The sequence below is a fragment of the Anaerolineae bacterium genome, assembly GCA_016931895.1.
GTDB lineage: Bacteria > Chloroflexota > Anaerolineae > 4572-78 > J111 > JAFGNV01.
On record JAFGDY010000157.1, the window covers coordinates 1 to 26,054 of the forward strand.

The window sequence follows — 26,054 nt, forward strand, 5'->3', positions numbered from 1 at the left end:
AAATAGCCTGGACCCGATAAATTTTAACGGCCAATTTTTATTTCGTGCTCAAAAAAGTGTCAACTAAATTGTGAACCATCCCAAAAAATAAGATAAAAATCCGTCAATCTGCGACAATCTGCGTCCTGGTTGTAATAAAGGTTAAATTTGTCGATTAAGCGACCAAACGTTGCTCTTGATCGCTAGGGGGGACGCGCTTCAAAATAGCCAGGTCTTCTTTAGTCAGGTGCCGCGGGGTTGGGGCCGGCGCGGTTTGGCGTTGTGTTTGAGGCATTGGCTTGGTGATTATATTGGGCCAACTGCTGCCATCGCCCGACATCTCAAATTCTACCTCGGCTTCAACGCCTTTTTCCTGTTCTAACAGCATCCTTTGCACCTGGCCCACATCCACCCCTTCAATTGAAAGCAGCATTTGAGTCAACATAGAAGTGGACATGCCGGGGTACTGCTGGCGCAGCTTATGGGCATACTCCATCAACCACTCACTATCCATCTCTCTACTGCGCATGCGCTTAAAGCCTTCACCAATCTCTTCTGAGATGTTTCGATTGGTCAGCACAATGGGATGGTCCGTGTTCAAGATGACGCCCACCGAAGGCAATGTTTTGGCCAAATCATACTTAAGCCCTTTAAGCAGTTCGTTATAACGGGGCGTGCCCGGCGCCAAGGCCACCAGCCGCTCCATCAAGTTTGCTTTTTCAGAAATGGGCATCCGTTCCTGGAGGTCTGAAATTTGCCGGACCAGGGCTTCGCGCATCTTCACTTGAACCTGCTGGCGACGCTCTGCCTCACTCATCAGCACAAACTGGGCCAACCGGTTCCTGTCGCCGCCCGCCGCCTGAACCAGATCAAAACTGCACCACATATTGAGGGTCAATTCGTTGGGCAGGCCAAAGGCAAACAGGCCGGGGACAGTCACTTCCAACGGATGGTCGCGCACCTCAATGGTTTTTTCCACGGTTTCCAGGCCGGGAATCACCTGCACCGGCCCCGGTCCGGCAACCCGGCTAAATTTACCAAGCCGATAAATCACCAGACGTTTATCTTGCGGCACTATCTGGCTCATCACCTTTAATACTTGAATCAGGGCAAAAAGGAGCACAATCAGCACCACCGTTCCCACAACAAGCCAATACAGGGTAATCGCCATCCTTAAACTCCTCTCTCGTAAACGCTCAAAAATTGAGCCAGCAGCGGACTGAACCAGGTTACCGGCTCCAATGTCACCAGGACGCCCCGGCGCAGCAGATGATCTAGCACGGCCTGATCTTCGGCGGCGCGGACGCCCCGCGCTATCTTGAGGGCTACTTCCTGTTCCTCTTTATGCAAATTTTCCAGGATGCGCCAACATTCCTGCATGATGTCAGGCTTTTCGGCAAAGTATTTTATTTTTAACCCCGCCACGCCTTCTTCAACCCAAATGTTAAAAACCAGCTTGAGCAGCCGGGCGTGACCGCCGGCCAGCTGGTAAATCTGCTCAAGCTGACCGGCCTGCAAGGGGCTGTTGGCCAGTTCATTGAGATGATGCAACATTTGCATAGCGTCGCTTTTGGTATAAGGCGCCAGGGCATAAATATTGTGGCGGAAGAGATCATAGAACTTGGAATGATTTTCAAGCGGAAGGTTTTGGCCCAAAATGTGAGGCAGGCGTTTGGTAAATACCAGGTAGCTTAAAAACCCACGGTTACCATCGCTGCGCAAGCCGTTGAGTTGTTCCAGCATGGCCAGCGGGCCAATCTCCAGGGCCTGGTCAAAATCATCTAAAACAAACATCACCTGATGTTTGAGTTCCTGGCAAATCCAACGCAGTTGTTCTTGCACTGTTTTAAGGGCGCGCTCATTGCCGGAAAAGGGAATAACATTATCTCTGGGCGCAGGCGGCAATTCCTTTGTAGCCTGATGCAAGGCATCTAACATCATTTGCCAAAAGTTATCAGGCGTGCCTTCCCACTGCGTTGTATCCACTATGGGAAAATGTAACTGCTCGACCTTATCCAGGCCGGGCGCATTACGTTGAATATCGCGCAAAAAATTGACAATATTGGATTTACCTACTCCGGCCATCCCTATAAAACCCAGGGATTCGCCGCGGCGGGCCAGGCGGAGCACCAGATTTATTTCATCCGCCCGATATGTTGTTTGGTAACGTGATATAGTATTTTGCGGCATTTGAGGTCTACTCCATCATTGAATTGGCGAAGGAAAAAGAGGAAAAATCAGGTAACTAACGCTGCGCACCACTGCCACTCCTACCAGTACTAGAATACTATACAATGATTTCCCTGTCAAATGATTTTCAAACGGAATCTACAAACTTGTGTTATAATAAAGTTAAGGAGGTTAACCATGATTATTTCTCGTCAGGAAATTGAAGCGCAGGAGGCCGAGCGGCTGGCCCCTTATGCTATGTGCAGCCGCGACTCCCGGGGGCGAAATTTTGCCGAAGAGGAACATGCCTATCGCACCGCTTATCAGCGTGACCGGGACCGCATTATTCACACCACTGCCTTTCGGCGGTTAGAGTACAAAACCCAGGTATTCTTAATTACTGAAGGCGATTATTACCGCACCCGATTAACCCACACCATAGAAGTGGCCCAAATTGGCCGGACCATGGCCCGCGCCCTGCGAGTCAACGAGGATTTGACCGAGGCCATTTGCCTGGCCCATGATTTGGGTCATAGCGCCTTTGGCCACAGCGGGGAAGCGGCCCTCAATAAATTGATGGCGGACTATGGCGGTTTTGACCACAATTATCAAAGTTTTCGCATTGTGGAAAAGTTGGAAAATCGTTTTCCAGATTTCAGGGGGCTGAACCTGACCTGGGAGGTGCGCGAAGGCATTCTTAAACACGAAACGGAATATGACCAGAGCAACGTAACCGATTTTGAGCCGGAATGGCGGGCCGGGTTGGAGGCGCAAATTGTTAACTTTGCCGATGAAATTGCTTACACCACCGCCGACCTGGACGACGGGTTACGCTCCGGCATGATCACGCCGGAGCAACTGGCCGACATTGAATTTTGGCGCGTGGTCACCGCTGAATTAAATCTTGACCCTCGCCAGGGTTTTACCGACATGGACCGGCATCGAATTATCCGCCGGCTGGTGGGCAAGGAGGTGAGCGACATGGTGCAAACCACCAGCAACCGGCTGGTTGAATATAACATTCAGAGTGTGGCGGACGTGCGCAACTGCTCTGAAAATATCGTTACTCATTCGGATGCAGTTAAAAAGATGGACCGCCAATTAAAAGATTTTCTATTCCAGAACCTTTATCAACACTGGCGGATAATGCGAATGCATTTAAAGTCGGAACGTTTGATTAAAGAGTTGTTTGAAACTTACCTCAACTCGCCCGACATCTTGCCTGAGAATATTCAGAAATTGGCCAGGCAAGGTGACCTACCTCGCACGGTGTGCGATTACATTGCCGGGATGACGGATCGTTTTGCGACGGAAGAACACCGCAAATTATTTGATCCGCTAAAGCGAGTTTAATTGTTTTGGGGAGGAGGCAGCCAAATACTGCTGCGGCCCTATTTGTTTAATCCGGTTCATGCCCTGGATTAATTGTTAACCGGTCCAAACTGCGCCCGGTGACAAAGGGCACATAGCCTTTAGTCTTTGACCGGCGATAAGCCTCATCAATATTGGCCGGGGTAGAGGCGTAATCTATGGTCAGCACCAACTTGCCCGCGCTTTTGAAGCGGTCAAGATTCCGCTCCAATTGAGCCGTGATGGCAGGCGGGGTCATTTCATCTTCGGCGTTGTAACCGTAATAAACATCTTCCTGGCCAATACCGCTGACGCTATTGAGATAAGCGGGCGCTTTGGCCGCCAGTTCAGGCGCGTTCTGGGGAAAAATCAAAAAATCGGGGTTGCGCCGGCGGGCGTGGGCGGCAATGGCGGCCACAAAGTCGGCCATTTCTTGGGCCGCTGTTTCCCGGCCTTGCTCTTCGTAATAGGCGTAGGCGTCAATAATATCCAGGTATGCGCCGTCAAAACCGGCGTCCAGTAAACGGTCGGTATAATCAAAGATGATGGCCTGCCACTCCGGCTCCCAGTAACGCACTTTGTAGTTGCCCACCCAGTCGGGGTTTTCAATGTCCAGCCAGGCGGGAGCCTCCTCATCGGGTTGGCCGTCGTTATCTGCATCCCATTGCGGGTTCCAATAGGGACGGTACGTTTCGGCCTCGCCAATGCTCATGTAGGAAACAACAATCTTTTCACCGCCGGGGCTGTGGCGCAAGGCTTCAATTTCAGTGCTGGTAAAAGGAAACGTTTCGTCATTCTTTTCGGTGGCGTAATCCATCACCACCAGGTCGTAGCCGGTTTGGCCTACCGCGTCCAGGTTGATATTTTGAAGTTGGTACAAAAAACTCTGCACGGCAGCCAGGCGCGGCGGCAGGGGGGTTGGTTCTACCATTGCTTCCGCTGTCGCTTCAGCCATAGCTTCCTCCTGCATCTTCAACTGCCACTCGTCGTAGGTTACATAACGCCCAAAAAGTTTGTCAACCACTAACGGCACAAAACCCAAGGCCCGTGATGTCTCATAAACCCGGTCGGCATCGTCGCCTGCGGTATAATCAAGGGTCAGAATGACTTTGCCTTTGGTGTGGGCTTGCGTTAACGGCTCAAGATATGCCTCACTATCGCTGGTGGCCCCGGCGCGGCCAAACCAAATTTCTTCCTGGGCAATAGCGTCAAGCGCGGCCAGAAGAGCTCCCGTTTCATCCAGGTTGATCAATTCAGCCGCATTGTGCCCAATAACCATAAATTCCGGCTGCCGGTCGCGGCCAAAGCCGGCGATGTCTCCTACGAGCCAAATCATCTCCTGCACCGGGTCTGCCTCGTCTTCCTGGGCAAAAGCAACAATGGCCTCATCGCGGTAAGCTTCCAGTCCGTCCAGATACACGCCGTCAAACCCGGCATCCAGGATGGCCTGCAAGTAGCCGTCTTCGGCCAGCCAGATGTCTCGATATTCGTCGTTCCAGTAGCCCACCGGAAATCTGCCATACCGGTTGGCGGACTCGGTTTCGATCAACCACCAGGGAGCGCCGGGCGTCCAATCGGCTTGCCAGTAGGTGCGGGACGATTCGGCCTGGCCGATGTTAAGGTAGGCGACCACCAGTTTGCCCGCCCGGTGCAGTTGGCTGACAACCTCGGAGACAGGGTAGTCGGGATGATTGATGTCGGAAGGGATGAAGTCGAGCACAATGAGGTCATCATTAGAATCGGCCAAGCGGCTGACGGTGGCCGGGGCCAGCTCAGGCTCAAGCGTATAGAACCACGAAGCGACGGTTTTCAGGGATAATTCTGCGGGGGTGGGAGTAAAGGTAGGGGTAGGTTCTGGAGTAGGCGTGGCGGTTGCTTTGGCGGTGGGCGTGGCGGTTAGTTGGGCCTGGGTAGCGGTAGTCGCCGGCGCCGGAGAAGTGGGAGTTGGCGCTTTGGTTGCGGCAGGCGGGGTAGACGGTAAGGGAGACAGGGCTTCTGGGGAAGACGGGCTGCACGCCAGCAGCATAAAGATTAAAAATAAAAAAATTACCATTTTTTTCATGGGGTATCCTCTGCTCAAATTATCGTACCCGCCGAAACTTATGAGAATGAGTCTATGGCTTTTTGGCGATGGTAATAAATTTCAAGGAACATATCAAACCCGGCCGTTTTGAGCGCCTTTAGCGCGTTGGCCTGGGGATTGAACAATTTAAGGTGAGGTGATTTAAATGTGCCGTCTCGCAAGCCCTTATGCATCGCTTCAGCGTTTTCATCCGGCGCATCGGTACGCAGCAGGGTGAAGATATAATGGAGCGCCCGGAAGCCGGCGCTGCTAATAAAAGTGACTTCAGATAAATCAAGCAGCAAATTGCGCATCCCCCCGGCAAAGGCTTGCTGGGCCTGGGTTTGAATCTGTTCGTAATTGTCTGCGCCAATTTCACCCTCCAGGTGAAAAACTGTAACGGGCACACGCCCTTGCTCTTGCGAAATAACGATGTTCATTTTTTTCCTTTCATGATCTGGGTTTGTGAACACGGCTAAAAAATTCCGGTTGTTTAACTTTTTGGCTCATGTATAGAATCTGTGCATGTCATTGCGAGTGAAGCGAAGCAATCCCCATTCAGCAGGGCTGGAGACCGCTTCGCCTCCGGCTCGCGGTGACATATCCGCACCCGTTTGAGCCACCAACTTTACCCTTATGGCCGCAAGCGGACCGTAGGGGTAGGGATAGGCAAAATATGGTAAGCCGGGGTAGCGGTGGGCACCCGGGTGGGGGTGGGGGCTACCGTTCTCACCGGCACCAGGCTGGGCGAGTCTCGATATTCGGTGGGCAGCACGTCGTTTTCTTCTTCTTGCGGGAGCAAGGGGGTAGCTTCCGCCGCCGGGCCAAAGGGAACAAACGATGGATCGTCTGCGGGCAGCAGGGTGAATTGCACTTGGGGGCTGATCCCATTAAGAATGTAAAGCCGGTAACCGTCGCCGCGATGATAATCAACAAATTGCGCGCCCTGGAGGGTGTTGAGGTCAATCCGCCGGCCATCGTTGACCCGCACCTGGAAATAAGTGGGCGTGGTTGCGGTGAACCTGATCTCGGTGGGACTCAAATCAACCGTCACCTGATTAGCCAGGTGCGTTTGCATAAAGTCAAGGGACTCATCGGTGCGGACATACCGCACCCAGGGATATTCCTGGGCGGCCAACTCCAGCCACTCGACAAACTGGTAATAAAAGCCATCTTTTTTGCCGGTGTGGTCCCCGCGCCAGGGTAAGCTGGTGGGATTGCGATAAAAACCGGCCCCGGGGTAGTTTTGCGGAACGTGATACACGTCGTCGGGATGATTGAAATAGGTCCACACCCCCATCATATTCAAACCGGAGATCCAGGCAAAACGGCTGCTGGGATTCAGATCGTAGGAATAGGTCATACGGGGCATGTTAAAGAGTTGCGGGTTCCAGGGTTCGGGCGAGAACTCGCGGTCGGCGCCGGTATCAAAAGGACCAACGTAACTACCGGCCAAAACTTTAATGGTTGGAAAGGCCCGGCTCAAGGCGCGAGCGCCGGCTTCGTCGTAAAGGTTGTTGGGGGCCACGTAACTCACGGGTTGCAGGCCCAAATTATCGGCTTCCCAACGTTTGCGGGCTTCTATCAAACCGGCTACCATATTTTCTTCGGCTTTCTGCTCCGCTTCGGCCACAAATGCCGCAGCCTCGGCAATTTTGGCTTCTCCTCCGGCTGCAATTACTTCGGCCCTGGCCTCTTCTATTACTAATCTGGCTATTTCTGCATCCGGCAAGGTTAACAAGGCTTGAGCTTCGGCTATTTTTTGTTCTCCGGCCTGAGCTACGATGGCTGCTGCTTCAGCTTGTTGGTCCTTCTGCTCAGTGCTAAGCGTTTCCGTTTCTTCACCGGCGGCCAACACGGCCAAATCCGTTTTGGCGTTGACCAGTACTTCCGCTTCGGCCCGCTTTTTAGCCACAGCCCGGGCAACGATGGTTTGGGCGTCACTCTTTTGGGCTATCTCTGCCGGGGATAAGGCGGCTATTTTTTCCCGGTCAAACAGGCCGGCCGATTGTTCCCAGGCCGCCAGCAATTCGTGGGCCGCCAGCAATTTTTTGGCGGCCTGCCACTCTTCTTTTTCCACCACCCAAAAAGCCAAAAGTAAGGAAACGTGGTTATAGCCATGCATGCCCAATTCATGGCCCTGGGCCAATAGATGAGACGTGTAAATAGACCAAGGTATTCTCTGGGCGTCTACTTCTACTTTGGCGTTGTCCCACTCTCGAAAATCAAAGGGTGGTTCCAGCAGGGAGTTATAGTTAAAGGGAATCAGACAGGTATAAATAAGGTTGTACCGCTGGGCCAATTCCATCATGTCGGGGAACCAAACCTGGTTGAAAAAGTCAACCATGCTCAAATCGTACTCAGACTTGATCGGTTCCAGTTTTTGGGTGGAAACCGGCAGGGGAAAGTCGTCAATTTGAAGGGTGGCAAAGTTGGCCATGGGTAAAACCCCCACCGACTGTACGGCCAACACCGATTGAACAATAAATCCCCGCGCATCCTTGGCCGAAAGAATGTCGGTATTCCAAAACAGGGTCCGGCCCCGACCATACTGATTCAGCCAGGCCAGGGGCAGCCCCGATTTAGTGGTGGCTATAATTTGCACGTGGGCGTCAGACATAAGTTGAAGGTCGTATTTGGAGTGGCCGGGAATAGCGGCTTTGCCCAGGACCAAACCCTTGAGGGCCGGCAAAAAATCAACCGGAAAGTATAGGCCCGTTTCGGCATTGTATTCACTAAACTTGGGTTGGGTTTCGGGCAGCACGGCAAAAAGCGGGGCCAATTGAGGGTGCCATCCCCGGTAGGCCACGGCCAGGCCGCCGCCGTTGGTTACGTAGTCAATAATGCGCCGGGCCTGGGCCGGGTCAATTTTGTTCAGGTCTTCCGCCACAAAAAGCAAAACGCTGTATTGGTCCAGATTAGGCCAGATACTGCCCTGATTGATGTCGAGGGTGTCGTAATTGAGGCGGGCGTAGTTTAAGGCCCACTGAGTGTTATTGAGCAGTTCCGGGTCAAAATTATCCGAGGAATCATGCACCACCAGGATAAATTGCTGCAAGGTATTGGCCCTTGCCACAGGCTGCGGCCCGGTTGAGGAGGGAATAACGTGGTAGACGGCCAGGAATAATAACAGCAGCAAAACAACAAACAGCCACCGCCGCCGTAACCACGGCCGGTTTTGCTGAATGTGGTTGGAGCGTTGAACTACCTTCCTGTTCATAGGGTCATCCTCCAAATAATAAACGCCGGCAAAGGAATGAAAAAGGTCATTTTTTGTCTCTGATTTCAATTTTATTCTTTATATACCTGGACTTCCGGCAACAACAGTTGCAACTGCACCGTTTGGCCCAACCCGCGCATCGTATAAACAGTGTAACCATCGCCGTTATAAAGATGGATAAATTGCGCGCCCTGGAGCGCATTGAGGTCAACCCGCCGCCCATCGTTAATGCGGATTTGAAAGTAGGTGGGCGCGGTTGATTCCAGCGACACGCTGTAGGGTTTCAAATTTACCGTGATTTGGTTGGCCAGATAGGTTTGGGCGATCTCATAGGCTTCTTCAACCCGAACATAACGCAGCCAGGGATAATAGGTATGGGCCAGATTCAGCCAGCGTAAGAAACGGTAATAAAGTCCATCCTTCGCTCCTTCGTCGTCGCGCCAGTTCCAGCCGCCGGGGTTGCGCAGCGCCGGGGCGGTGGGATAGTTTTCGGGGGTGTCGAAGACGTCGTCGGGCCGGATGTTGTGCGTCCAAACGCCCATCATGCCCAGTTCAGAGAGCATGGCCAGGCGCTGGGAGGCGGTCAGGTTGTAGCCGGTGGTGACCCGGGGAATGTTCAGCAGGTTGGGGTTCCAGGGTTCCGGGCCAAACTCGCGGTCGCCGCCATGGGCAAAATCGCCCTCATACAGGCCGGAGATGACCTTGAGCGAAGGCAGGGCTTTGGTTAAAGCTTTGGCCCCGGTTTCATCATACCCCCCCTCCGGCGGGGAGTAAGTGAGGGGCCGGCGGCCCAGGCTATCGGCGTCCCAGCGTTCGGCGGCTGCTTGTAAGGCAGCTATTATATTTTCTTGGCCAGACCAATTCTCTGTGATGAGGGGGATGCGATTATAACCGCGAAATCCCAACTCGCCTTGTTGCAGAGCCAGGTGGGCAGCGTGGCGCGAGTAGAAAAGATTGTGCCCATCCATATCAATCGTGGCTCGCTCCCAATCGGCAAATTCAAAGGGGGGTTGGGTTTGATCGTTGTTGGCAAAGGAGGACAAAAACGTGTAAACCAGATCGTAACGCCGGGCAATTTGCATCAGGTCGGGATACCAAACCTGGTAGTAAAATTCCACCGGGGTCATGTCGTATTCGGTTTTGATCGGTTCCATTTTGGCGGTGGGAAACGGGCCGGGGAAGTCGTCAATTTGAATGGCGGCAAAGTTAGCCACCGGCAGCACACTTAGGCCCTGCACATTGGCCAGGGATTGAACAATAAAGCCGCGCATATTTTTAGCCGAAAGCAAGGTGGTGTTCCAAAACAGCACGCGCCCTTGTTGGTAGCGGTTCAGCCAGACAATGGGCCGTCCAATCTCCGCGTCCGGTTGGGGAACGGCCCGGGCCATTATCTTGGCTTCGGGTTGAACCTGCACCCGGTAAGGCGTATGATTTGGGGCGATACTGCGGTCCAGAAAAAGCGCTTCTACCCCCGGAAAGAAATCGGTGGCAAACTCCAGGCCCCACTCATCTTCAACCAATTGGGGTTGTTTTCCCGCCTCAACTTCCAGGCCAAAAAGAGAGACCAGGTGGGGATTCCAGCCTCGATAGAGTACGGCCAGGCCGCCGCCGTCAGCCACGTAATTGGTGATTTGTCCGGCTTGAGCCTGGTCAATGCCGTCCAACAATTCGGTAACCAAAAACAAGGCGCTGTACCGGCTCAAATCAGGCCAGTTTCCTCCTTCAGCCAAATCCAGGGTTTCGTATTCCAGACGAGCATAATCCAGGGACTGGCGGGCATTGAGGTAGGCCACCTGGCCGTTGGGGTCTGCCGAGTGATGCACCAGCAGAATGCGCTGCTGGGGAGCCGTGGTAAAAATGGTAAACGATTCAAAACTGGTACGCTGGGGAATAACAAAATAGATAACCAGGAACAGGATGCCCAGCGCCGCCAACGACAGGATATGCCAGGCCCAAGCTGGGCGTGGCTTCCGGCCTGCTTCAGTGGGAGGGCGATGGCGCATGCGCCACATTGAGATTTTGAGCCAATTCCAAAAACGCCCCGGCCAACTGAATAAGCCGGCCAAGATTTTCCGAATAGCCAGCCCCCCCCGAATCGCGCCGGATAGGTCAATCAGCCAATCCCGTTCAAAGATCAGCCGTTTTTTAAGCCGCGCCCCCCAATTCCGCAAACGTTTGCCAAACTTGCCACCGGTGTTGTCCATAACGTTATCCCCACTTACTCGAGTTCAGTTCGCCTTTGTCCAAAAATAGCCGCGCTTGAGGCGGGCAGGTTAAGCCCTGCCCGTTCCCCTTAAAACTTACTGTCCCTGCACCACCTGTCCTTCGGTCAGGCCGGATTTAATTTCAACCCGGTCTTGGGTTTGCACGCCAATTTGAACAGGCACCCGTTTTTCGGCGTCACCCTCCCACACGGTCACGTACTTTTGGCCGGCCTCGTCGCGGACGGCTATTGGCGGCAACCAGAGTACGCCCTGGGCCTGATCCACTATCACTACCACTTTTACCAGATCGCCGGGTTGATAACCGGCGGTCGTGGCCGATTCGTTTAGAGCTACCCAGATGGATTTGGCCGGGTCTCTGATTTCGTAATCCTCAACCGGAGCGCCAACCAGTCCGGCCGGCTCCGGCAAGCTGCGGATATAACCGGGGATTGCTTTGCGCTCCACCGCCGCAAAGGGGGAAATGATCTGGGCAGGCATGTTTTCGGCCAGCAGCGCCAATTGCGACGCCGTAAACTGGTCAACGGCGGCTTCCAACTCGCTCAGGTCGGCCACAATGACCACCGGCAAATAGGGGTCAACCCACTGGCCGGGAGTAAGTTTGAGGGAAAACACATACCCATCGCCGGGCGCAACCAGTTGTGTTTTGGCCAATCTTTCTTCCAATTGCTGCACCGCAAACTGCGCTTGCTGTTGTTCCAGGTCCGAGGTGGTATCACAACCAGCCTGGAGACGATTCAATTGCTGTTCGGCCTGTTTCACCTGTTGCGTGCGGAGTTGCTGTTCGTATTCATTATTGGCAGTGGCCTCCTCATGCGCGGCCTTGGCCTGGATCAAATCCATGTTGGCTTGGTGCCACGCAGCCAGTTCTGGCGGCGGCGTGCGTCCCTCAACCGCCTGGTTGTACCTGGCCTGGGAACGGTCCAGCGATTGTTTGGTCCGTTCCAGGTTGGTCTGCGCTTCCATTTCAGCAAACTTAAGTGAAGGGTCCTGAGCCTTGATCGCTTCCAGGGTAATCTGAGCTTCTTCCAGGTCTAATTGAGCCTGTTTAACATCTTGCACCGACCAGCACCTGGCCCCGGCCAGATTCGCCTGGGCTTGTTTGAGTTCGAGTTGAGCATAAGCCAACTGCTGCTCCAGGTTGTCAATCTGCTCGTGGTGGGCGGCCAATTGCTGGGGCTGCATGGCGCTGGTATCAAGGCCCTGGGCGGCAGCCAGGTCTGATTCCAAACGTCCGACATTCGCTTCGGCCTGTTTGACCACATTTTCCGGGCCGGCGCTGCCGGCCCCGGCCTCAACACTAGCCGCCCGGAGCCGAACCAGTTCCACCTGACGTTCCTGGGCCGCCACCTCATACTCGTGGCGAGCCAGGTCGCGCTGGGCCTGTTTAACAAATAACTGGTCTTTTAGATAAAATTCGGTGTTCTTCTCCAGCTCAATCCCCCGTTCGGTAACATCCCAAACCCAGTCGGTTTGCCAGGTATTTTTGAGCGTTTCTTCCTGTCCGGCCGGAGTGCCCAAACGTTTTTGGATGGCGTCGTAATCTGCCTGTGCCCGTTGCCAGGCCAGGAATGCTTCTTCCAATTTGGGCGCCGTCTCGGTGGGGGATAGGTCTGAGATTTTTGTTTGACCGGCAGCCAGGTTGAGCCGGGCAATTTCCAGCTCCAGTTGGGCCTGTCTAATATCACTGGTGGTTTGGGCCGCGGCTGTCTCTTGATTGGCCCTGGTCAATTCTACATTAGCCTGGGCCGCCGCCAGTTCACGCTCCAATTCAACGGCTTCCAACTCGGCCAAAAGTTGGCCGGCTTTGACCGAATCGCCCGGGGCCACGTAAACCTGACTCACGCGCCCACCGGTGCGGAAAAAGGCCGCCTGTTGGGTCACCGGCACCAGTTGTCCATCAAATTCAAGCACATTAACCACGTCCCCGCGTAACACGGAATAGGTGATGGCCGTAGTGGGGGCCAGGGCAACCGCTCCCGGCGCCGGAGTGGCTTCTTCCGCCGGAGCCACCGGAATGGGCGGCGGGATGGTGGTTGGCAGCAGGCCCTGTTCAATGGCCGTAAGGATGCGCTGTTCTTCGGCGGGGGTGCGATAGATGTGATAAATGGCAATCAAACCATCTTCATAGTATATATCCATATCGTTATGGGTTTGTTGGTAACGGTCAACCCAATCTTGCAGCCGCTGCTGGATAGCATCGCGCTCTTTAGCCTCCTCGGTGGTATCGCCGGACACCACAAACGGATGTTTTTCAACCACAATGAAAACATGCGGGGTTGAAAGGGCCAACTCCGGCTGGCGGGGGTCAAACCGCCAGGCTTCGGGATCGTAATTTTCTAAAAAATCTTCATTTTCAACAAAAAACCCTTTTCCCAAAATTTGCGGCAGGGCTTCAGGATAGGTCACAATGGTCCAGCGGTAGGTAGGGATTTCCTCTTTGATGCGATAAACCTGATCGGCAACCGCCTCATATTCTCGCTTGGGCAGGGCCGAAACGGCCAGGGTAGGCTCAGGGATCAGAATAGAGGGGAAGGGCAGCAGCAAGGCGGCTAACACCACCACGGTGGCGGTCAATTCCCAGGCGCTGCTGCTTGGCGGCAGAACAGCCGGGGGAACGCCCACTCTGGCCACCAAGGGCTGCAATCGCTCGCGCGACATCAAGCGCAGCCGGTAAGCCAACAGGGCCAGCAGTACCACCACCTGGTGCAGCCAGAGGCCGAGCACGGCGCACAAGGTTAAGCCCAAAACGCGGCCTACCTGGTGCGGCGCCAGCAGTTCCGGGAGACTGAAGAGGGCGGGCTTGAACAAAACCACCAGAACCAGCAGAAAAACGCCAAATACGCGCCAGCCTGTAGCCAGCACCCGGTTGACGCCCAGCCAACGGCCCGGCGCCAAAATCAGCAGCAACGCGCCCAAAATGCCCAGGTAAGAAAGCAGCGCCAGGTCCGGCGCCGGCGGCGGCTCCGGGAAAAAGCGCCCTTCGCGCAGCAGCGCGCCGTAAAAGATAACGTCCCAGCGCATAGGGCCAAGATGGATGGGCTTACCCGCTGCAAAGCCAATGAGCAGGGGCAACATGCCCAAAACGGCGGCCACAAGAGCCAGGCCAGATAAGCGCAACCCGGCCCACAAGCTCCGCCCCAAAACAGCAGCAATCACCCCGGCTATAATTGAACCGAATAGGGCCAGGATGCCCACAAAGGGTTGTATCAAAAAGACACAGGTGACAGCCATTAAAAATAGCCAGCTTGCCGCAGGATACGGAAGGGAAGGTTTTACTAATTGCTCCGGTTCCGCCGTTTTGTTGGCCGGCTGGGCCACAGCCTCTCTACCGGCGATGGCTTCGGCCAGGTAGACGATGGAGGGTAAGAGGAAGATGAGGGCCAGTTCTACCGTCAGCACGTCGCCTTGAGGCGGAACGGGAACGGGCAGCCAGCGAGCAAAGGCAAAAATGCCGTACAGAGCAGAACCAATAAGGCCGGCCCCGCGCGAGCCGGTGAGCCGCACCACGCTCCAATAAATGGCGGCTACCAACAAAACTCCCGCCAGGCCAGGGATCAATTGGATGAGCAGGGTTGGATCGAGCGCGGTAAATTGGCGCAATACTTGCAGCAGGGCGTAACCGCCAAAAGGATACAGGCCATCAGGATACAAACGGTTAAACCCAAGCCCTTTCAACCACAACAAATGAAGGTAGGAATCGCCGTAAGCAGGAGCCGGGTCTGTAACGGTCGGGGACAGGCGAATGTAACCGCTCACCATCAGCACAATGATGAAAGCTACGGCCCACCAGATGTCTACCCCGCGGGGTAAGGCGCCCACAAAAGTGCGCCAGAGCCGGGCCAGGGCATTTTTGACGGTGTCGCCCAGGGGGACACGCCCGTCCAATACGTCAAGAGAGGACATGATGGTAGTTTTTACCATGCTGCGGCTCCTGGCCAAAAGCGGCACCTTGAGCACTGCGGCCAGGTAAACCAGCCACACAATGATAAAAGCCGCCACCAGGGAAAAGATGTCGTAAATGTTCAACAACACCAGGAGATGGACGATGACGATGGAGACAAAAGACATCCGCACCACGTGATCAAATAAGTGGCGCGTCCATCCCCCGGACGCCGTACGAAACATGAGCTGCGGCAACAGGATGAATAGGATGGAAAACCACAACACAATTTGAAAAATAGCCGTTAACGCACTAACAGTGTAACTGGGCATTGTTACTCTCCTTACCTCAATAATAGGCTCGCCAATATTTGGCCCGCTGACTCAGTAGCAGATTTTTATAGTGCTGAAGATAATCTGGTTGATACGTTAAGAACTATAGATTTAATTATCCCCGATTTTAACATTACGGCCAAACTAAAAAGTTGTATTCCGCAAACTTTAAACTATAACCATTTCCTCTTCGGGAATAGTGACAATTCCCGGCCCTGCCTCTCCCAAAATATCACGATAAACCTTAGCCGTATTTTGGGCCACCGCAGCCTGAGTGTAATTTTCAACAACCCGTTGGCGTCCCCGGCTGCGCAACTCTTCGCGCAGATCAACGTGATCAATCAAACTTTGCAATTGAGCGCGCAATTCCTCTACGTCGCCCTCGGCAAAAGTTAAGCCCGCCTCCCCAATAACTTCTGGAATGGCCCCGGAGCGCGCGCCGACGGGAATAACGTCGCAAGCCATAGCTTCAATCAGAACCCGGCCAAATTGCTCTTTCCAATTGGCCCGGCTGAGGGAGGGCAGCACCAAAATGTCCAGGCCGCTAAAGTAGTGGGGCAGGTGGTGGGTTGGCATTTTCTGGTCAAACGTTACCCGGCCGCTGATGCCCAACCACTGCCCCATTTTTTCCAGCCGCTCCCGTTCGGGGCCATCGCCCAGAATTTGGATAGTCCAAGGGCCAACCAGTTTGCTGGCCGCCAGGAAGAGAACTTCCAGGCCTTTTTCTTCTACCAACCGGCCCACGTAACCTATAGCCAGCGCCGGTTGGCTGGGGCGGCGCGCCGAACGATACTCAACAATGCTTCTGCGTTCGCGGCGCAAGGGACGTTGGTGGCGATAGTAGATGGCCGGATCAACGCCAAATTGAGGGATGAGGTAAATTGGCCCCCGGTAACCTTTACGCTGCCACACCTGGCCGGCTTCGCTATTGCCCACCAGGAGGGCATTGGCGTGTTTGAGCACGTAACTTTCCATAAAGCTAAAAGGGGGCGGATACCGGCGGAGCAGGTTTTGCCAACTAAAGACCACGGTTTTGGCGTGGGCAGAGCGAGCCAGCCGCATCGCCTGGAACGTGGCCAGGTTGTAGGGTTCTTCGTCAATATGGAACACATCGGGCCGGATGCGGCGGACAATTTGCCTGAGTTTGGGGTAGAAGTGGAAATGATAGTTGCCGTTGAAGACCATAGGGCTGACAATCATTTCATAGCCCTGGGTGTGCACTTTCTCCAGCCGGACGCCGCCGCGAGGGTCGTCCCAAGAAGGGGGCACAACCACCGTTAAATCTACATCATCAAGGGCGGCCATCTCTTCCAGTTTTTTTTGATAAGCGCCCACGATGCAGGCTTTGGAGAGCATGAGAATTTTCATAGTTGTTTTCTGAGTGGAGGCTTGAGTTTATCAGGAGTTAATGCTGCTTTATTGTACCACTCACCGGGCAATCTTTCAAGCAAAATGTGTGGCTAATTGAGCCTATTTTAGGTCTCGATAGGCATCCAGGGTTTGCCGGGCCGTTTTTTGCCAACTGAATTTTTTAACTTGAGCCAAACCCCGCTCAACCATTTCCCGGCGTAACGCCTCATCCATGCAGAGGCGAATGAGAGGCGCGGCCAGGTGTTTGGTATCATGCGGGTCAACCTGAAAAGCGGCCGGGCCGGCCAATTCGGGCAGGGAGGCCGCGGTGGTGGTGACCACCGGCGTGCCGCAGGCCATTGCTTCCAGCACCGGCAGGCCAAAACCCTCGTAGCGAGAAGGGAAGATAAATACGGTGGCCGCCGCGTAAAGCAGGGGCCGGTCTTGCTCGGCAATCCAGCCGGGGGTGATAATGTATTCTTCAATCCCCAATGCACGCGCCATCCACCGGGGATCGGGGAAGAAGGGCGTATCTTTTTGGGGCAGCCGTCCGGCCAGAACCAGGGGATACGCCTCACCCAGCGCGGCGCTGACCCAGGTGTAGGCGTGCAGCAGGGCGCTGATGTTTTTGCGAACATCAAAACCAGACATACCGCTCAGAATAAAATTCTCCGGCAGATTGTATTTCTTTTTGATGTTTGCAATCTGCTGCCAGGTTTGGGCGGGTTGAAATTGCGGCGCGGGCGCCAGGTAGACTACGCGCACCTGTTCGTTGGGCACGCCGAGTGTTTGCAAAATATCCCGCTTGCTGGCTTCAGAGTCGGCCAGGATGAGCTTGGCGCGTGGCGCGGCCGCGGCAACCAAAGAGGTATAGAGCCGCACCAGCGCGCTGCCGCGATATTCAGGCAACACCATCGGGATGAGATCGTGAATGGTGACCACGGTGGGCGCAGTTGGTAAAAGAGGCGACCCAAAGTAGGGGACGTGAGCCACGTCCACCCCCAACTTCTGGCAGGCACGAGGAAACGTAACCTGCTCAAACCACACTTTGGCTACATTGGACGTTTGGTTGGGAAATGGCGTGGGCGCGTGATGAAATTTGAGCCGGTTTGTTTCTGATGGCGTGTCAATTGGTTTGGGCGAAACCAGGATGATTTCCAGACTATCGTCGGCCTCCAGCAAAGCGGGCAACAGGTATTTAAGGTATTGTCCGCTGCCGACTGAAGGGTTGTGCCAAAACCAGGCGTTGAGGGCTACTTTCAACTTTACCACTTCTGGCGAATGGGTACGCCGGCCTTGATTAAATCTTGTTTGATGGCGGCGATGGTGTATTCGCCGGTGTGAATCATGCTGGCAATGATAGCGGCGTCGGCCTGACCCTTTGTAAAGACATCAACCAGATGCTGCGGCGTGCCCCCGCCGCCGGAAGCGACCACGGGAATGTTCATGTTTTCCGAGATCATGGCCGTCAAATGCAATTCAAAACCGTCGCGGGTGCCGTCGGCATCCACGGAGTTGACCACAATCTCCCCCACGCCCAAATCCTCGGCTGTTTTGGCCCATGCCAACGCATCCAGGCCGGTGCGCTCGCGGAAGCCGCGAATGGTGATTTCGTAGCCGCTGAGGAATTGAGGGTCATCGGTTTTGACCGGGTCCATACCCAGCACAATGTTCTGGCTGCCAAATGCTCGCGCTCCTTCCGCAATGAGCTGCGGATTTTTCACCGCCAGCGAATTGACCGATACTTTTTCGGCCCCGGCATGCAGCACCGCGTACATATCATCCAGCGTGGAAATGCCCCCACCCACGGCAAAGGGAATCCGAATGTTGCGGGCCACTTCGGCCACCATCTCCAGATCAATGGGCCGTCGCTCCGCTGAGGCGGTGATATCGTAAAACACCAATTCATCGCAGCCGCCGTCGCTATAGGCCACAGCCATTTCAATGGGATCGCCCAGATCAATATTGTTTTGAAATTTGACCCCTTTGGTCACTTTTTTGTTGCGCACGTCTAAACAGGGAATGATTCGTTTGGTCAGCATGCTCCGTCCCACCGACTGAAGTTTTCCAGCAGTTTCAAACCAATCCGCCCCGATTTTTCCGGGTGGAATTGCGTCGCCAGCACGTTGCCCCGCCCCACAATAGAAGCAAAGTTGGCTTCGGCATAATCGGTTTGGCCAAAAACCAGCGTATCATCCGCCGAGTGGGGATAATAGCTGTGGACAAAGTAAAACTCGCTTTCATTCTCAATTCCAGCCAGCAGCGGATGACTCTTTTTGAGGGTTACGCTGTTCCACCCCATGTGAGGAATTTTGTATTTAGAATGGATGGGGTTAAACCGTTTGACTTGCCCCGCCAAAACAGCCAGGCAGGGCACGCCGCCATCCTCTTCGGAAAATTCAAATAAGAGCTGCATGCCAAAACAAATCCCCAAAAAAGGGCTGCCTTGCCCAATTTTGGTTTGGATGATTTTAGCCAGGCCGGTTTGGTTGAGATAAGTCATAGCCGCGCCAGCAGCTCCAACCCCCGGAAAAACTACCCGTTCGGCAGCCAAAATAGTGCCGGCATTATTGGTAATTTCGGCCTCAACCTTGAGCGCCTGAAAGGCCAATTTTACGCTGGTCAAGTTGCCGGCCTTGTAATCAATAATGGCAATCACAATGCTTTCCTTTCAAGATCAAAAGTGGCTGGCTGGGAGAACATTGTAGCACATAAAACCAAGACAAACAATCCTCAGTTTAAATCACTGCGCCAGGTCCGTGTATTTTGGCAGATCCGCCGGTCACTGGTAAAATTGACGCCAGGTGCGCAAGGTATTCTGGTGATGCCAAACTTTTGGGCCGGTCAATTCTAAAAAAAGATGTAGAGACAAGACAATGTCCTGTTTCTATCCAAAAATACTATCTACACATAATTTCTCTGAACGGGGAATACTTTAATGAAAACAACCATCCATCTACACCCTAACTTTCAAATTGGCCCGGTTGACCCGCGTATTTTTGGCGGTTTTTTGGAGCACATGGGCCGGGCCGTTTATCAGGGCGTGTATGATCCAGATTGCGCCCACGCCGATGAACACGGTTTTCGTACCGATGTACTGGCCGCCCTGGAACGTTTGCAATACACGGTGATGCGCTATCCCGGCGGCAATTTTGTGTCCGGCTACCACTGGGCCGACGGCATTGGCCCCCGCGAGCAGCGCCCCACCATCCGCGACCTGGCCTGGCAAAGTATTGAACCTAACCAGGTGGGTACCGACGAATACATCACCCTGTGCCGGAAAATGAACTGGACACCGATGCTCACGGTTAACCTGGGCACGGGCACGCCGGAAGAGGCCCGCAACTGGGTGGAGTATTGCAACTCACCCGTTGGCACTAAATACGCCAACCGGCGGGCAGCCAACGGCAATGAACAACCGCACGGAGTCAAATTATGGTGTCTGGGCAACGAGATGGACGGCCCCTGGCAGTTGGGCCACGTCCCCGCCGATCAGTACGCCATCCGCGCCCAACAAGCGGCCAAAATGATGAAAGACACCGATCCCTCTATTGAACTGGTGGCCTGTGGCTCGTGCAGCCCGGACCTGGCCACTTACATGGAATGGGATCGCCAGGTGTTAGAGTATCTGGGCCAGTGGGCCGATTACGTTAGCCTGCATCGTTACGTGGGCAACCAAGATAATGACACGCTTGACTACCTGGCCGTTACCAACAGCATTGACCAACAAATTGCAGAGATGGATGCGGTTTGCCGCTATGTTCAGGGTAAAAACCGAAGCAAAACACGGGCTTACCTGTGTTTTGACGAATGGAACGTGTGGTATCGCGCCCGCACCCAAGAGCATGTGGACGGCCAAGGCAAGTTCGCTCCCCACTTAATTGAAGAAGTTTACAATCTGGAAGACGCGCTGGTAGTGGCCGGATTTTTGAACAGCTTCATTCGCCACGCCGATATATTGAAGATCGCCAACCTGGCCCAGATTGTCAACGTGATTGCGCCCATCCTCACCAGGGGGGACGAGCTGCTCATCCAATCCATCTTTTATCCGCTGGAGATGTACGCCAAACGGCGAACCGGCATTTCGCTGCAACCGGTGGTGCAGGGGCCAACCTATGAAAGCCGGAACAACGGCCAGGCAACCTACATTGATACCAGCGCTATCCTGAACAATGAATACTTGAACGTTTTTCTCACCAATCGCAGTTTAGCAGAAGAAGCCACGGTTCAGATCAATCTGGCCGATGGAGAAATTGCTTCTTTGCTGAACGCCGAACTACTGACCGGTCCGGCAGCCGGCGCCGCCAACTCTTTTGAGCAACCTCATTTAATCCAGGCCCAACCCTTCACCGAGGCGCACGTTGCCGCCGGACAGGCTACTGTGCCCCTGCCGCCACTCTCAATTGTGGCGATGACGTTTCGGCTTGGTTAAGACAGAGCCGCTAAAAATTGACCGATGCCTAATTTTTATTCAAACAGGGCCTGGGGCGGGTCAAACAACGGCTCAAAACTTCGCGCCTTCAACTCGCCCTTTTTTCCTTCCACCAAAAATATCACCTGTCCAGGCAATCCCGTTTCCTCATCACGCCAAAGCATCAGGCGGTCATTATTAACAAATGATAGCGTTATTTTTTGGGCTGGGCCGTGAATAGTCTGCCCAAACGTTTGCCCGGCGGTTTGGGGCGGGGTAGCGAGCAACTGATCAATGACGGTAAAAGCATCCGTCACCGGCGAGAGGCGAGGTGAGGCCAGCGTGAGCGGCGGCTCCGGGCTAAAGCGGTTGAATTGCCGGGCTGTTTGGCCGTTAAAAACCAGGATTTCGCCAATCAGGGCCGGAGCCACGGCTTCCAAAATCTCAAGCCGGTAATTGCCGCCCGCTCGCCAGGCCTCCACCGTTAGCGGGCCGCCCACCGGCGCGGCAGGCCAGTCAATTTCCCAGACAATGTGCTGCTCGGAATGCCAGGCTTCAAGCGCAATCGTTTGGGCCAGGTCTAACGACACCGGCTGGGTTGTAGCGCAACCGGCTCTCTTCCCCAAGATGAGGCCAAGCAAGAGGCCGAGCAATACCGGGGTCAACAAAAATAATGATCCAAAACGCATAGCTTAAATTATCGCCGGATTTAAATTGTTGACAAACCAAATCACTTGTAAGCCGGGGGGGGATATGGTATAATCCAACCATCATTCCCTTTAGGAATGACCAGGAGGATCGTAATGATCGAAGTCAAAATAGACAGTATTCGTGTCAGTTTGATGTCACAACACCGGGTCGTTGTTTTGAAAGAAATAGATGCCGAACGTTATCTTCCTATCTGGATTGGCCCGTTTGAGGCTGATGCTATCACCGTACAGTTGCAGGAGATTCAGGTAGCCCGCCCCCTTACCCATGACTTATTGAAGAGTATCATTGACGAAATGGGCGCTTCTATCTCTCATATTATGGTGAGCGAATTAAAGAACGATACTTTCTATGCTCGCATTGTGATGGACATCAATGGTGACAGCATGGAAATTGATGCCCGTCCCAGCGATGCCATTGCTTTGGCGGTGCGCGCCCATGCGCCGCTGTTTGTGGCCGAAGAAGTAATGGAACTGGCTTCCATTGTCCCGGAGCCGGCTCTGGAAGAAGTTCAGCCGGATGGCGAAACAGCGCCTCTCTCGAAGGAAGAAGAAGAACAACTCTCTATCTTTCGAGATTTTATCAATGAACTTGATTTAGACGACCTGGAAAAGAATTAATCCCTCCTCTCGAAAAGAGTTGAATTGCCTCGGTATAGCCTGCCAAGACTACAGGTGGTAAACATGCGGGCGGCATTTGACAAGGGCAGGTAGCAGCCCCTGGAATGGGCCGGAGTGCCGAATGCACCTCCTCTGAGACAAATCCTCGACCAGTTGTTCTGCTCTCAACCAGACTTACAGCCTCAGTAGATCCAAATTTGGGCCGGCAATCCGCACTTCAGTGCGTTTTTTTAGGCATTAAAATGCCCACCCCAAACAACATTTTGGATCTACTGAGCCTATTTATTTTTCAGGGTACTAAAAGTGTCAACCTATTTTTGTCAGTAATTGAACCATCCCAACAATGAGGACGCTATTGTGGGGAACTTTGAATGATGAGTAAAAATATGGGTTGTTAATAAGCTGATGGTGGGGATTTTTTCGATGAAACCATCTCCATATCAAGACCTTGATGACTGATATGAAAATTGTCGGATCTCCTAAGAGTAACAATATGAGGAGTTAGATCAAAGGGGAATATAGCTAAGGATTGAACCAATTCGGTCAAGGGTATTTGACAATCCTTCTGGTTACTGGATTGGCGAATACCCTGAATAATGCTTTCCATGAACCAGATCGCAAGGGCTTTATTCTCCGTCTGACGAATCTGAACAGCTTGATAAACACGCGGCTTTGTTGTCTGTTGAAGTACATCCCAGATGAGATAAGTTTGAATGACACGATTGATAGCCCGGTCAAGCGTAGTTCGTTGGCCCCAACTTTCGCGTATGCGTTGGCGCACCTGAGTAGACTCAAATTCTCCTTGCAGTTTCAGCAAGTGTCCCACAGTGCTGGCAACTTTGAAAAAGAATGGATAGGCCAGCATAGACATTCCCCAATGTAACCATAATCGTTCTTCGGGTAAAACGTTCGCCAATAAATTCAAAGCCTCAGATTGCAGAATTTGATATTCGGCAGGCACTCTAACCCAAAGCCGGGTTAGTAAGGTCACAGTCTTGCGGCAAGCTTCTGCACCGGGCACTTCGTCGGCCAGTAAGTCTTGTAGCCTCGGGCGAATTTTTTGGATATCAATCCCCTCCTGAGCCAGACCGGCGGTCAGATCAAGCCAGGATAACCGGAGCTCGCGGTCAAAGCCGATGGTTTGTTTGTTCATACCACTTCTTTCTTGGTGATTTGAATGAATGGCACAATGACTTCTTCAAGGGCAATGCCCCCGTGGCATACTGCCTGGACATTGACATCCAGAAAGGCATCCAATTTGGGGGCCAATAAAACCCCTATCTCAGACGGTAAGCCAATATTGGGCCACACCACGGCCTCTGGATTCTGCTGCCGGGCCATATCAAGAAAGGCCGGGTCAGTATAAATACGGGCGCGCTGGCCGCGCGTTTCCACCAGCGCCCCCTCCTTGGGCCGTCCAATACCTTTCACGGCCACATTGCCGTGGTCAGCAGTGAGAAAGATGGTAAAATTTTCGTTTAGCAATTTGCGCACCAACTTTGTTAGATATTGGTGATCGGTGAGCCACTGCCGGAGTTGCTGGTGCATTCCGGCAGTGCCCAGTTGCATCCCGTGCATAATATTGTCCACGGCGTTGATCACCAGGCCAACCATTTGCATCCGGGGATTTTCAATGAGCCTCAATACTTCCAGTTCCAGGATGTCCCCATCGGATACCCCCTGGCCGCCTGACGATAGGTGGGCGAGCGTTGTGCCCAAATTACGGGCATATCCAATGGCCGTCAGGGGGACTCCCTGTTGCTGCCAAAATCTCTGCCACTGTTTACGCTCTTTGTTGGTGGTTTGCCACGAGTCGGGAAAGAGGTAGGGGGGGAGACCGGCAAAAATTGCCTGACGAGCAATGGAGGTGAGCGTGGGCGCCCAGGCAAATAGGCTGTTGGTTTGAACAGCCCAGGGTTGAGCCTGTTCTTGCCACACCTCACGGATAATGAGCCATTGGTCCAAGGCCAATCCATCTACCACAATTAAGGCTATACGAGCGTTTTCAGGAGACTGCCGCCGGCAAGTGGCCAGGTAAGCCGGAATATGGTGGCCCATGACAGGCCCGCTGTGGTAGGGTTGATTGGGCAGGGTATGATAACGGCCCAACAGCCAATCGGCAAACTGCATCTCTATGGTTAAATGCAATGTTTCGTATTCTCTGAGATGGGCCTCGGTCAGATGATCGGGGGTTTGCCGGCGAAGCATGACCAATTCGGCCCAGAGTGCGGCGAAGCGGAGCCAATCTTTGTATGAGGCATCGGCTGCGGGGATGGTGTTTTTGAGTTGTTCCAACAATTCACCGAATCGTTGCGCCTCTTCAACCTCCGGCGATTGAGTAATAACGCCTATTTTGGCCCATTCATCGGTGATCCGCCAGCCTGTTGGCAGAGGAATGGACTTGAGTTTACCTTCGACAAAGAGGGTGTGCAGATACCCCCGAATTTCAGGGTGAGCGACAAGGACAGTTGGTTCGGCGATGTAAGCTACACCGTTTTCGCGGGTCAACAACTCTGGTGATTGTGTGGAAGCCAGAAAGGCGGCCCACTCGGCCTGCAAAAAGGCAAAAAATTCGGCGGGGTCGCGCAGCAGCCCCAACAGCGGTGATTGGGCCAGAACGGGCTTTTCTCGCAGCTTGGCCTGCAAAAAATCATCAATGAAGGCGGGGGGCAATTTGCCGTGCGAGTGACGGGCCAGGAGCAGCTTAAACAAATCCAGTTGAGTGTTGATCGCATCGGGCGTGGTGCTAAAGACGTGTCTTAAAATAAAGGCTTTGCTGGCCTGATCGCCCATTTCCGGGCCGTCGTAATGCTGATAAGCCTCGTAGAGCAACTGGAGATGGGCCGGCTCCAACGTCTTCACCACCGGATAGCTCAGCCGGGGGAACAGTTCCGGCAGGCTGAAACAGAGTTGGCGACCACTTTGCAGCAAATCGTAGGGCAGCGTTTGCAGCGAAGCCTCCGGCAAACGCAAGATAACGACCAGCGGGGTTGACTGTTCGTCATCCCAATGCCGGCGATAGTTGGCCTCGTAGGTGTAGCGAAAGGCTACTACATCATCAAAAGGCAACAAATCAAAACCCTGCGCCCGGATGGTCGCCAGTAGTCTTTCTTCCAGCAGCAGACTATCCGGATCAGCGACCAATGTGAGCCGGTGTGTTGGTTCGGTGAAATGTTGCAAGATGTGATCACGCCAGTTGGGCATGCGTTACAACAACCTCGAGAATAGTCCACAGATTACGCAGATGACACAGATTTTTAATGATTTATCTGCGAAATCTGTAATGGTCAACAACATGTTGAACACAAGCGAGGGAAATTTTTACCGCCGAGACGCAGAGAACGCAGAGGAAAAATAACAAAACTCTGCGAACTCCGCGCCTCTGCGGTGTTTAATATCATCTTGACCACTACAATTTATCTGCGAAATCGCGCAACCAATGGTCACTTTTACTGCGGATAATCTACAACAACCGCGCCTGCTCCGGCTCCTTCTCCACCCGCATGAGGGCGTTATCGTAATACATCAACAAACCGGGGTCCTCCTGCAACACCGACTCCGGCAGGCGCCGGGCCACGGCGACAATGAGACCGTAATCTTTGTTAGCCCAGGCGCGTTTGAAACCCGCGCGGACGGCCTCGGTGCGGAAGATCTTCAATCGGCCTTTGTTGGTAGCGTACTGCTGAAACTCCCGCAGCAGCGAACGCTCGCGCAGTTGTTCCATGTGTTCCAGCCGTTCGGGGTTGGG

Annotated in this window: 18 protein-coding genes; 3 read left to right on the forward strand and 15 right to left on the reverse strand. The window is 53.7% G+C overall.

The window, feature by feature from the left end:
• Nucleotides 1-154 precede the first annotated feature (154 nt).
• Nucleotides 155-1,150, reverse strand: a complete 996-nt coding sequence (locus JW953_12010) for a hypothetical protein (GenBank protein ID MBN1993417.1) — start codon at nt 1,148-1,150, stop codon at nt 155-157.
• Nucleotides 1,151-1,152: 2 nt separating this feature from the next.
• On the reverse strand, nt 1,153-2,169 hold the full coding sequence (locus JW953_12015) for an AAA family ATPase (protein ID MBN1993418.1): 1,017 nt from the start codon (nt 2,167-2,169) through the stop codon (nt 1,153-1,155).
• A gap of 177 nt (nt 2,170-2,346) precedes the next feature.
• Between JW953_12015 and JW953_12020 the strand changes: the two genes are divergently transcribed.
• Complete coding sequence (locus tag JW953_12020) at nt 2,347-3,501, forward strand: deoxyguanosinetriphosphate triphosphohydrolase (protein MBN1993419.1); 1,155 nt, start codon at nt 2,347-2,349, stop codon at nt 3,499-3,501.
• Between the two features lie 46 nt (nt 3,502-3,547).
• On the opposite strand, the gene JW953_12025 is transcribed toward JW953_12020, so the two are convergent.
• The 9 genes from JW953_12025 to hisH form a co-directional block, all read right to left on the reverse strand.
• Entirely contained in the window at nt 3,548-5,560 is a 2,013-nt protein-coding gene (locus tag JW953_12025; protein MBN1993420.1) for an endo alpha-1,4 polygalactosaminidase, read from the reverse strand.
• A 38-nt stretch (nt 5,561-5,598) separates the two neighbouring features.
• Entirely contained in the window at nt 5,599-6,000 is a 402-nt protein-coding gene (locus tag JW953_12030; GenBank protein ID MBN1993421.1) for an STAS domain-containing protein, read from the reverse strand.
• A 194-nt stretch (nt 6,001-6,194) separates the two neighbouring features.
• Nucleotides 6,195-8,780 (reverse strand): DUF2194 domain-containing protein, encoded by a 2,586-nt coding sequence (locus tag JW953_12035; GenBank protein MBN1993422.1) that lies wholly within the window; start codon nt 8,778-8,780, stop codon nt 6,195-6,197.
• A gap of 71 nt (nt 8,781-8,851) precedes the next feature.
• Entirely contained in the window at nt 8,852-10,984 is a 2,133-nt protein-coding gene (locus JW953_12040) for a DUF2194 domain-containing protein (GenBank protein ID MBN1993423.1), read from the reverse strand.
• A 96-nt stretch (nt 10,985-11,080) separates the two neighbouring features.
• Entirely contained in the window at nt 11,081-15,217 is a 4,137-nt protein-coding gene (locus JW953_12045; protein MBN1993424.1) for a biotin/lipoyl-binding protein, read from the reverse strand.
• A gap of 168 nt (nt 15,218-15,385) precedes the next feature.
• Nucleotides 15,386-16,585 carry a glycosyltransferase family 4 protein gene (locus JW953_12050; protein ID MBN1993425.1) on the reverse strand — a complete coding sequence of 400 codons (1,200 nt, stop codon included), beginning with the start codon at nt 16,583-16,585 and terminating at the stop codon, nt 15,386-15,388.
• Nucleotides 16,586-16,687: 102 nt separating this feature from the next.
• Nucleotides 16,688-17,830, reverse strand: coding sequence for a glycosyltransferase family 4 protein (locus JW953_12055; GenBank protein MBN1993426.1), 1,143 nt, complete (start codon nt 17,828-17,830; stop codon nt 16,688-16,690).
• A 2-nt stretch (nt 17,831-17,832) separates the two neighbouring features.
• Nucleotides 17,833-18,609 (reverse strand): imidazole glycerol phosphate synthase subunit HisF, encoded by a 777-nt coding sequence (gene hisF / locus JW953_12060; GenBank protein MBN1993427.1) that lies wholly within the window; start codon nt 18,607-18,609, stop codon nt 17,833-17,835.
• Complete coding sequence (gene hisH, locus JW953_12065) at nt 18,603-19,226, reverse strand: imidazole glycerol phosphate synthase subunit HisH (protein ID MBN1993428.1); 624 nt, start codon at nt 19,224-19,226, stop codon at nt 18,603-18,605. The genes hisF and hisH overlap by 7 nt, the downstream gene beginning before the upstream one ends.
• A 279-nt stretch (nt 19,227-19,505) precedes the next feature.
• On the opposite strand from hisH, the gene JW953_12070 reads away from it, so the two are divergent.
• Nucleotides 19,506-20,999, forward strand: a complete 1,494-nt coding sequence (locus JW953_12070) for an alpha-N-arabinofuranosidase (protein MBN1993429.1) — start codon at nt 19,506-19,508, stop codon at nt 20,997-20,999.
• Nucleotides 21,000-21,034: 35 nt separating this feature from the next.
• On the opposite strand, the gene JW953_12075 is transcribed toward JW953_12070, so the two are convergent.
• Nucleotides 21,035-21,667, reverse strand: a complete 633-nt coding sequence (locus tag JW953_12075) for a hypothetical protein (protein MBN1993430.1) — start codon at nt 21,665-21,667, stop codon at nt 21,035-21,037.
• A 114-nt stretch (nt 21,668-21,781) separates the two neighbouring features.
• On the opposite strand from JW953_12075, the gene JW953_12080 reads away from it, so the two are divergent.
• Nucleotides 21,782-22,306: a bifunctional nuclease family protein gene (locus JW953_12080; GenBank protein MBN1993431.1), complete on the forward strand. Its 525-nt coding sequence runs from the start codon at nt 21,782-21,784 to the stop codon at nt 22,304-22,306.
• Between the two features lie 394 nt (nt 22,307-22,700).
• Here JW953_12080 and JW953_12085 read toward each other — a convergent pair whose 3' ends face one another.
• The 3 genes from JW953_12085 to JW953_12095 form a co-directional block, all read right to left on the reverse strand.
• Nucleotides 22,701-23,459 (reverse strand): hypothetical protein, encoded by a 759-nt coding sequence (locus JW953_12085; GenBank protein MBN1993432.1) that lies wholly within the window; start codon nt 23,457-23,459, stop codon nt 22,701-22,703.
• On the reverse strand, nt 23,456-25,510 hold the full coding sequence (pglZ, locus tag JW953_12090; GenBank protein MBN1993433.1) for a BREX-3 system phosphatase PglZ: 2,055 nt from the start codon (nt 25,508-25,510) through the stop codon (nt 23,456-23,458). The genes JW953_12085 and pglZ overlap by 4 nt, the downstream gene beginning before the upstream one ends.
• Nucleotides 25,511-25,769: 259 nt before the next feature.
• On the reverse strand, nt 25,770-26,054 hold a 285-nt coding region (locus JW953_12095; protein MBN1993434.1), incomplete at its 5' end, for a hypothetical protein.

What these genes read in the sequence shown, in the direction of transcription:
- JW953_12085 (MBN1993432.1), bottom strand. Translation starts at nt 23,459, where the DNA reads ATGAACAAACAAACCATCGGCTTTGACCGCGAGCTCCGGTTATCCTGG.
- JW953_12035 (MBN1993422.1), bottom strand. Translation starts at nt 8,780, where the DNA reads ATGAACAGGAAGGTAGTTCAACGCTCCAACCACATTCAGCAAAACCGG.
- JW953_12020 (MBN1993419.1), top strand. Translation starts at nt 2,347, where the DNA reads ATGATTATTTCTCGTCAGGAAATTGAAGCGCAGGAGGCCGAGCGGCTG.
- hisF (MBN1993427.1), bottom strand. Translation starts at nt 18,609, where the DNA reads ATGCTGACCAAACGAATCATTCCCTGTTTAGACGTGCGCAACAAAAAA.
- JW953_12010 (MBN1993417.1), bottom strand. Translation starts at nt 1,150, where the DNA reads ATGGCGATTACCCTGTATTGGCTTGTTGTGGGAACGGTGGTGCTGATT.
- JW953_12075 (MBN1993430.1), bottom strand. Translation starts at nt 21,667, where the DNA reads ATGCGTTTTGGATCATTATTTTTGTTGACCCCGGTATTGCTCGGCCTC.
- JW953_12045 (MBN1993424.1), bottom strand. Translation starts at nt 15,217, where the DNA reads ATGCCCAGTTACACTGTTAGTGCGTTAACGGCTATTTTTCAAATTGTG.
- JW953_12015 (MBN1993418.1), bottom strand. Translation starts at nt 2,169, where the DNA reads ATGCCGCAAAATACTATATCACGTTACCAAACAACATATCGGGCGGAT.
- JW953_12025 (MBN1993420.1), bottom strand. Translation starts at nt 5,560, where the DNA reads ATGAAAAAAATGGTAATTTTTTTATTTTTAATCTTTATGCTGCTGGCG.
- JW953_12070 (MBN1993429.1), top strand. Translation starts at nt 19,506, where the DNA reads ATGAAAACAACCATCCATCTACACCCTAACTTTCAAATTGGCCCGGTT.
- JW953_12080 (MBN1993431.1), top strand. Translation starts at nt 21,782, where the DNA reads ATGATCGAAGTCAAAATAGACAGTATTCGTGTCAGTTTGATGTCACAA.
- pglZ (MBN1993433.1), bottom strand. Translation starts at nt 25,510, where the DNA reads ATGCCCAACTGGCGTGATCACATCTTGCAACATTTCACCGAACCAACA.
- JW953_12030 (MBN1993421.1), bottom strand. Translation starts at nt 6,000, where the DNA reads ATGAACATCGTTATTTCGCAAGAGCAAGGGCGTGTGCCCGTTACAGTT.
- JW953_12040 (MBN1993423.1), bottom strand. Translation starts at nt 10,984, where the DNA reads ATGGACAACACCGGTGGCAAGTTTGGCAAACGTTTGCGGAATTGGGGG.
- JW953_12050 (MBN1993425.1), bottom strand. Translation starts at nt 16,585, where the DNA reads ATGAAAATTCTCATGCTCTCCAAAGCCTGCATCGTGGGCGCTTATCAA.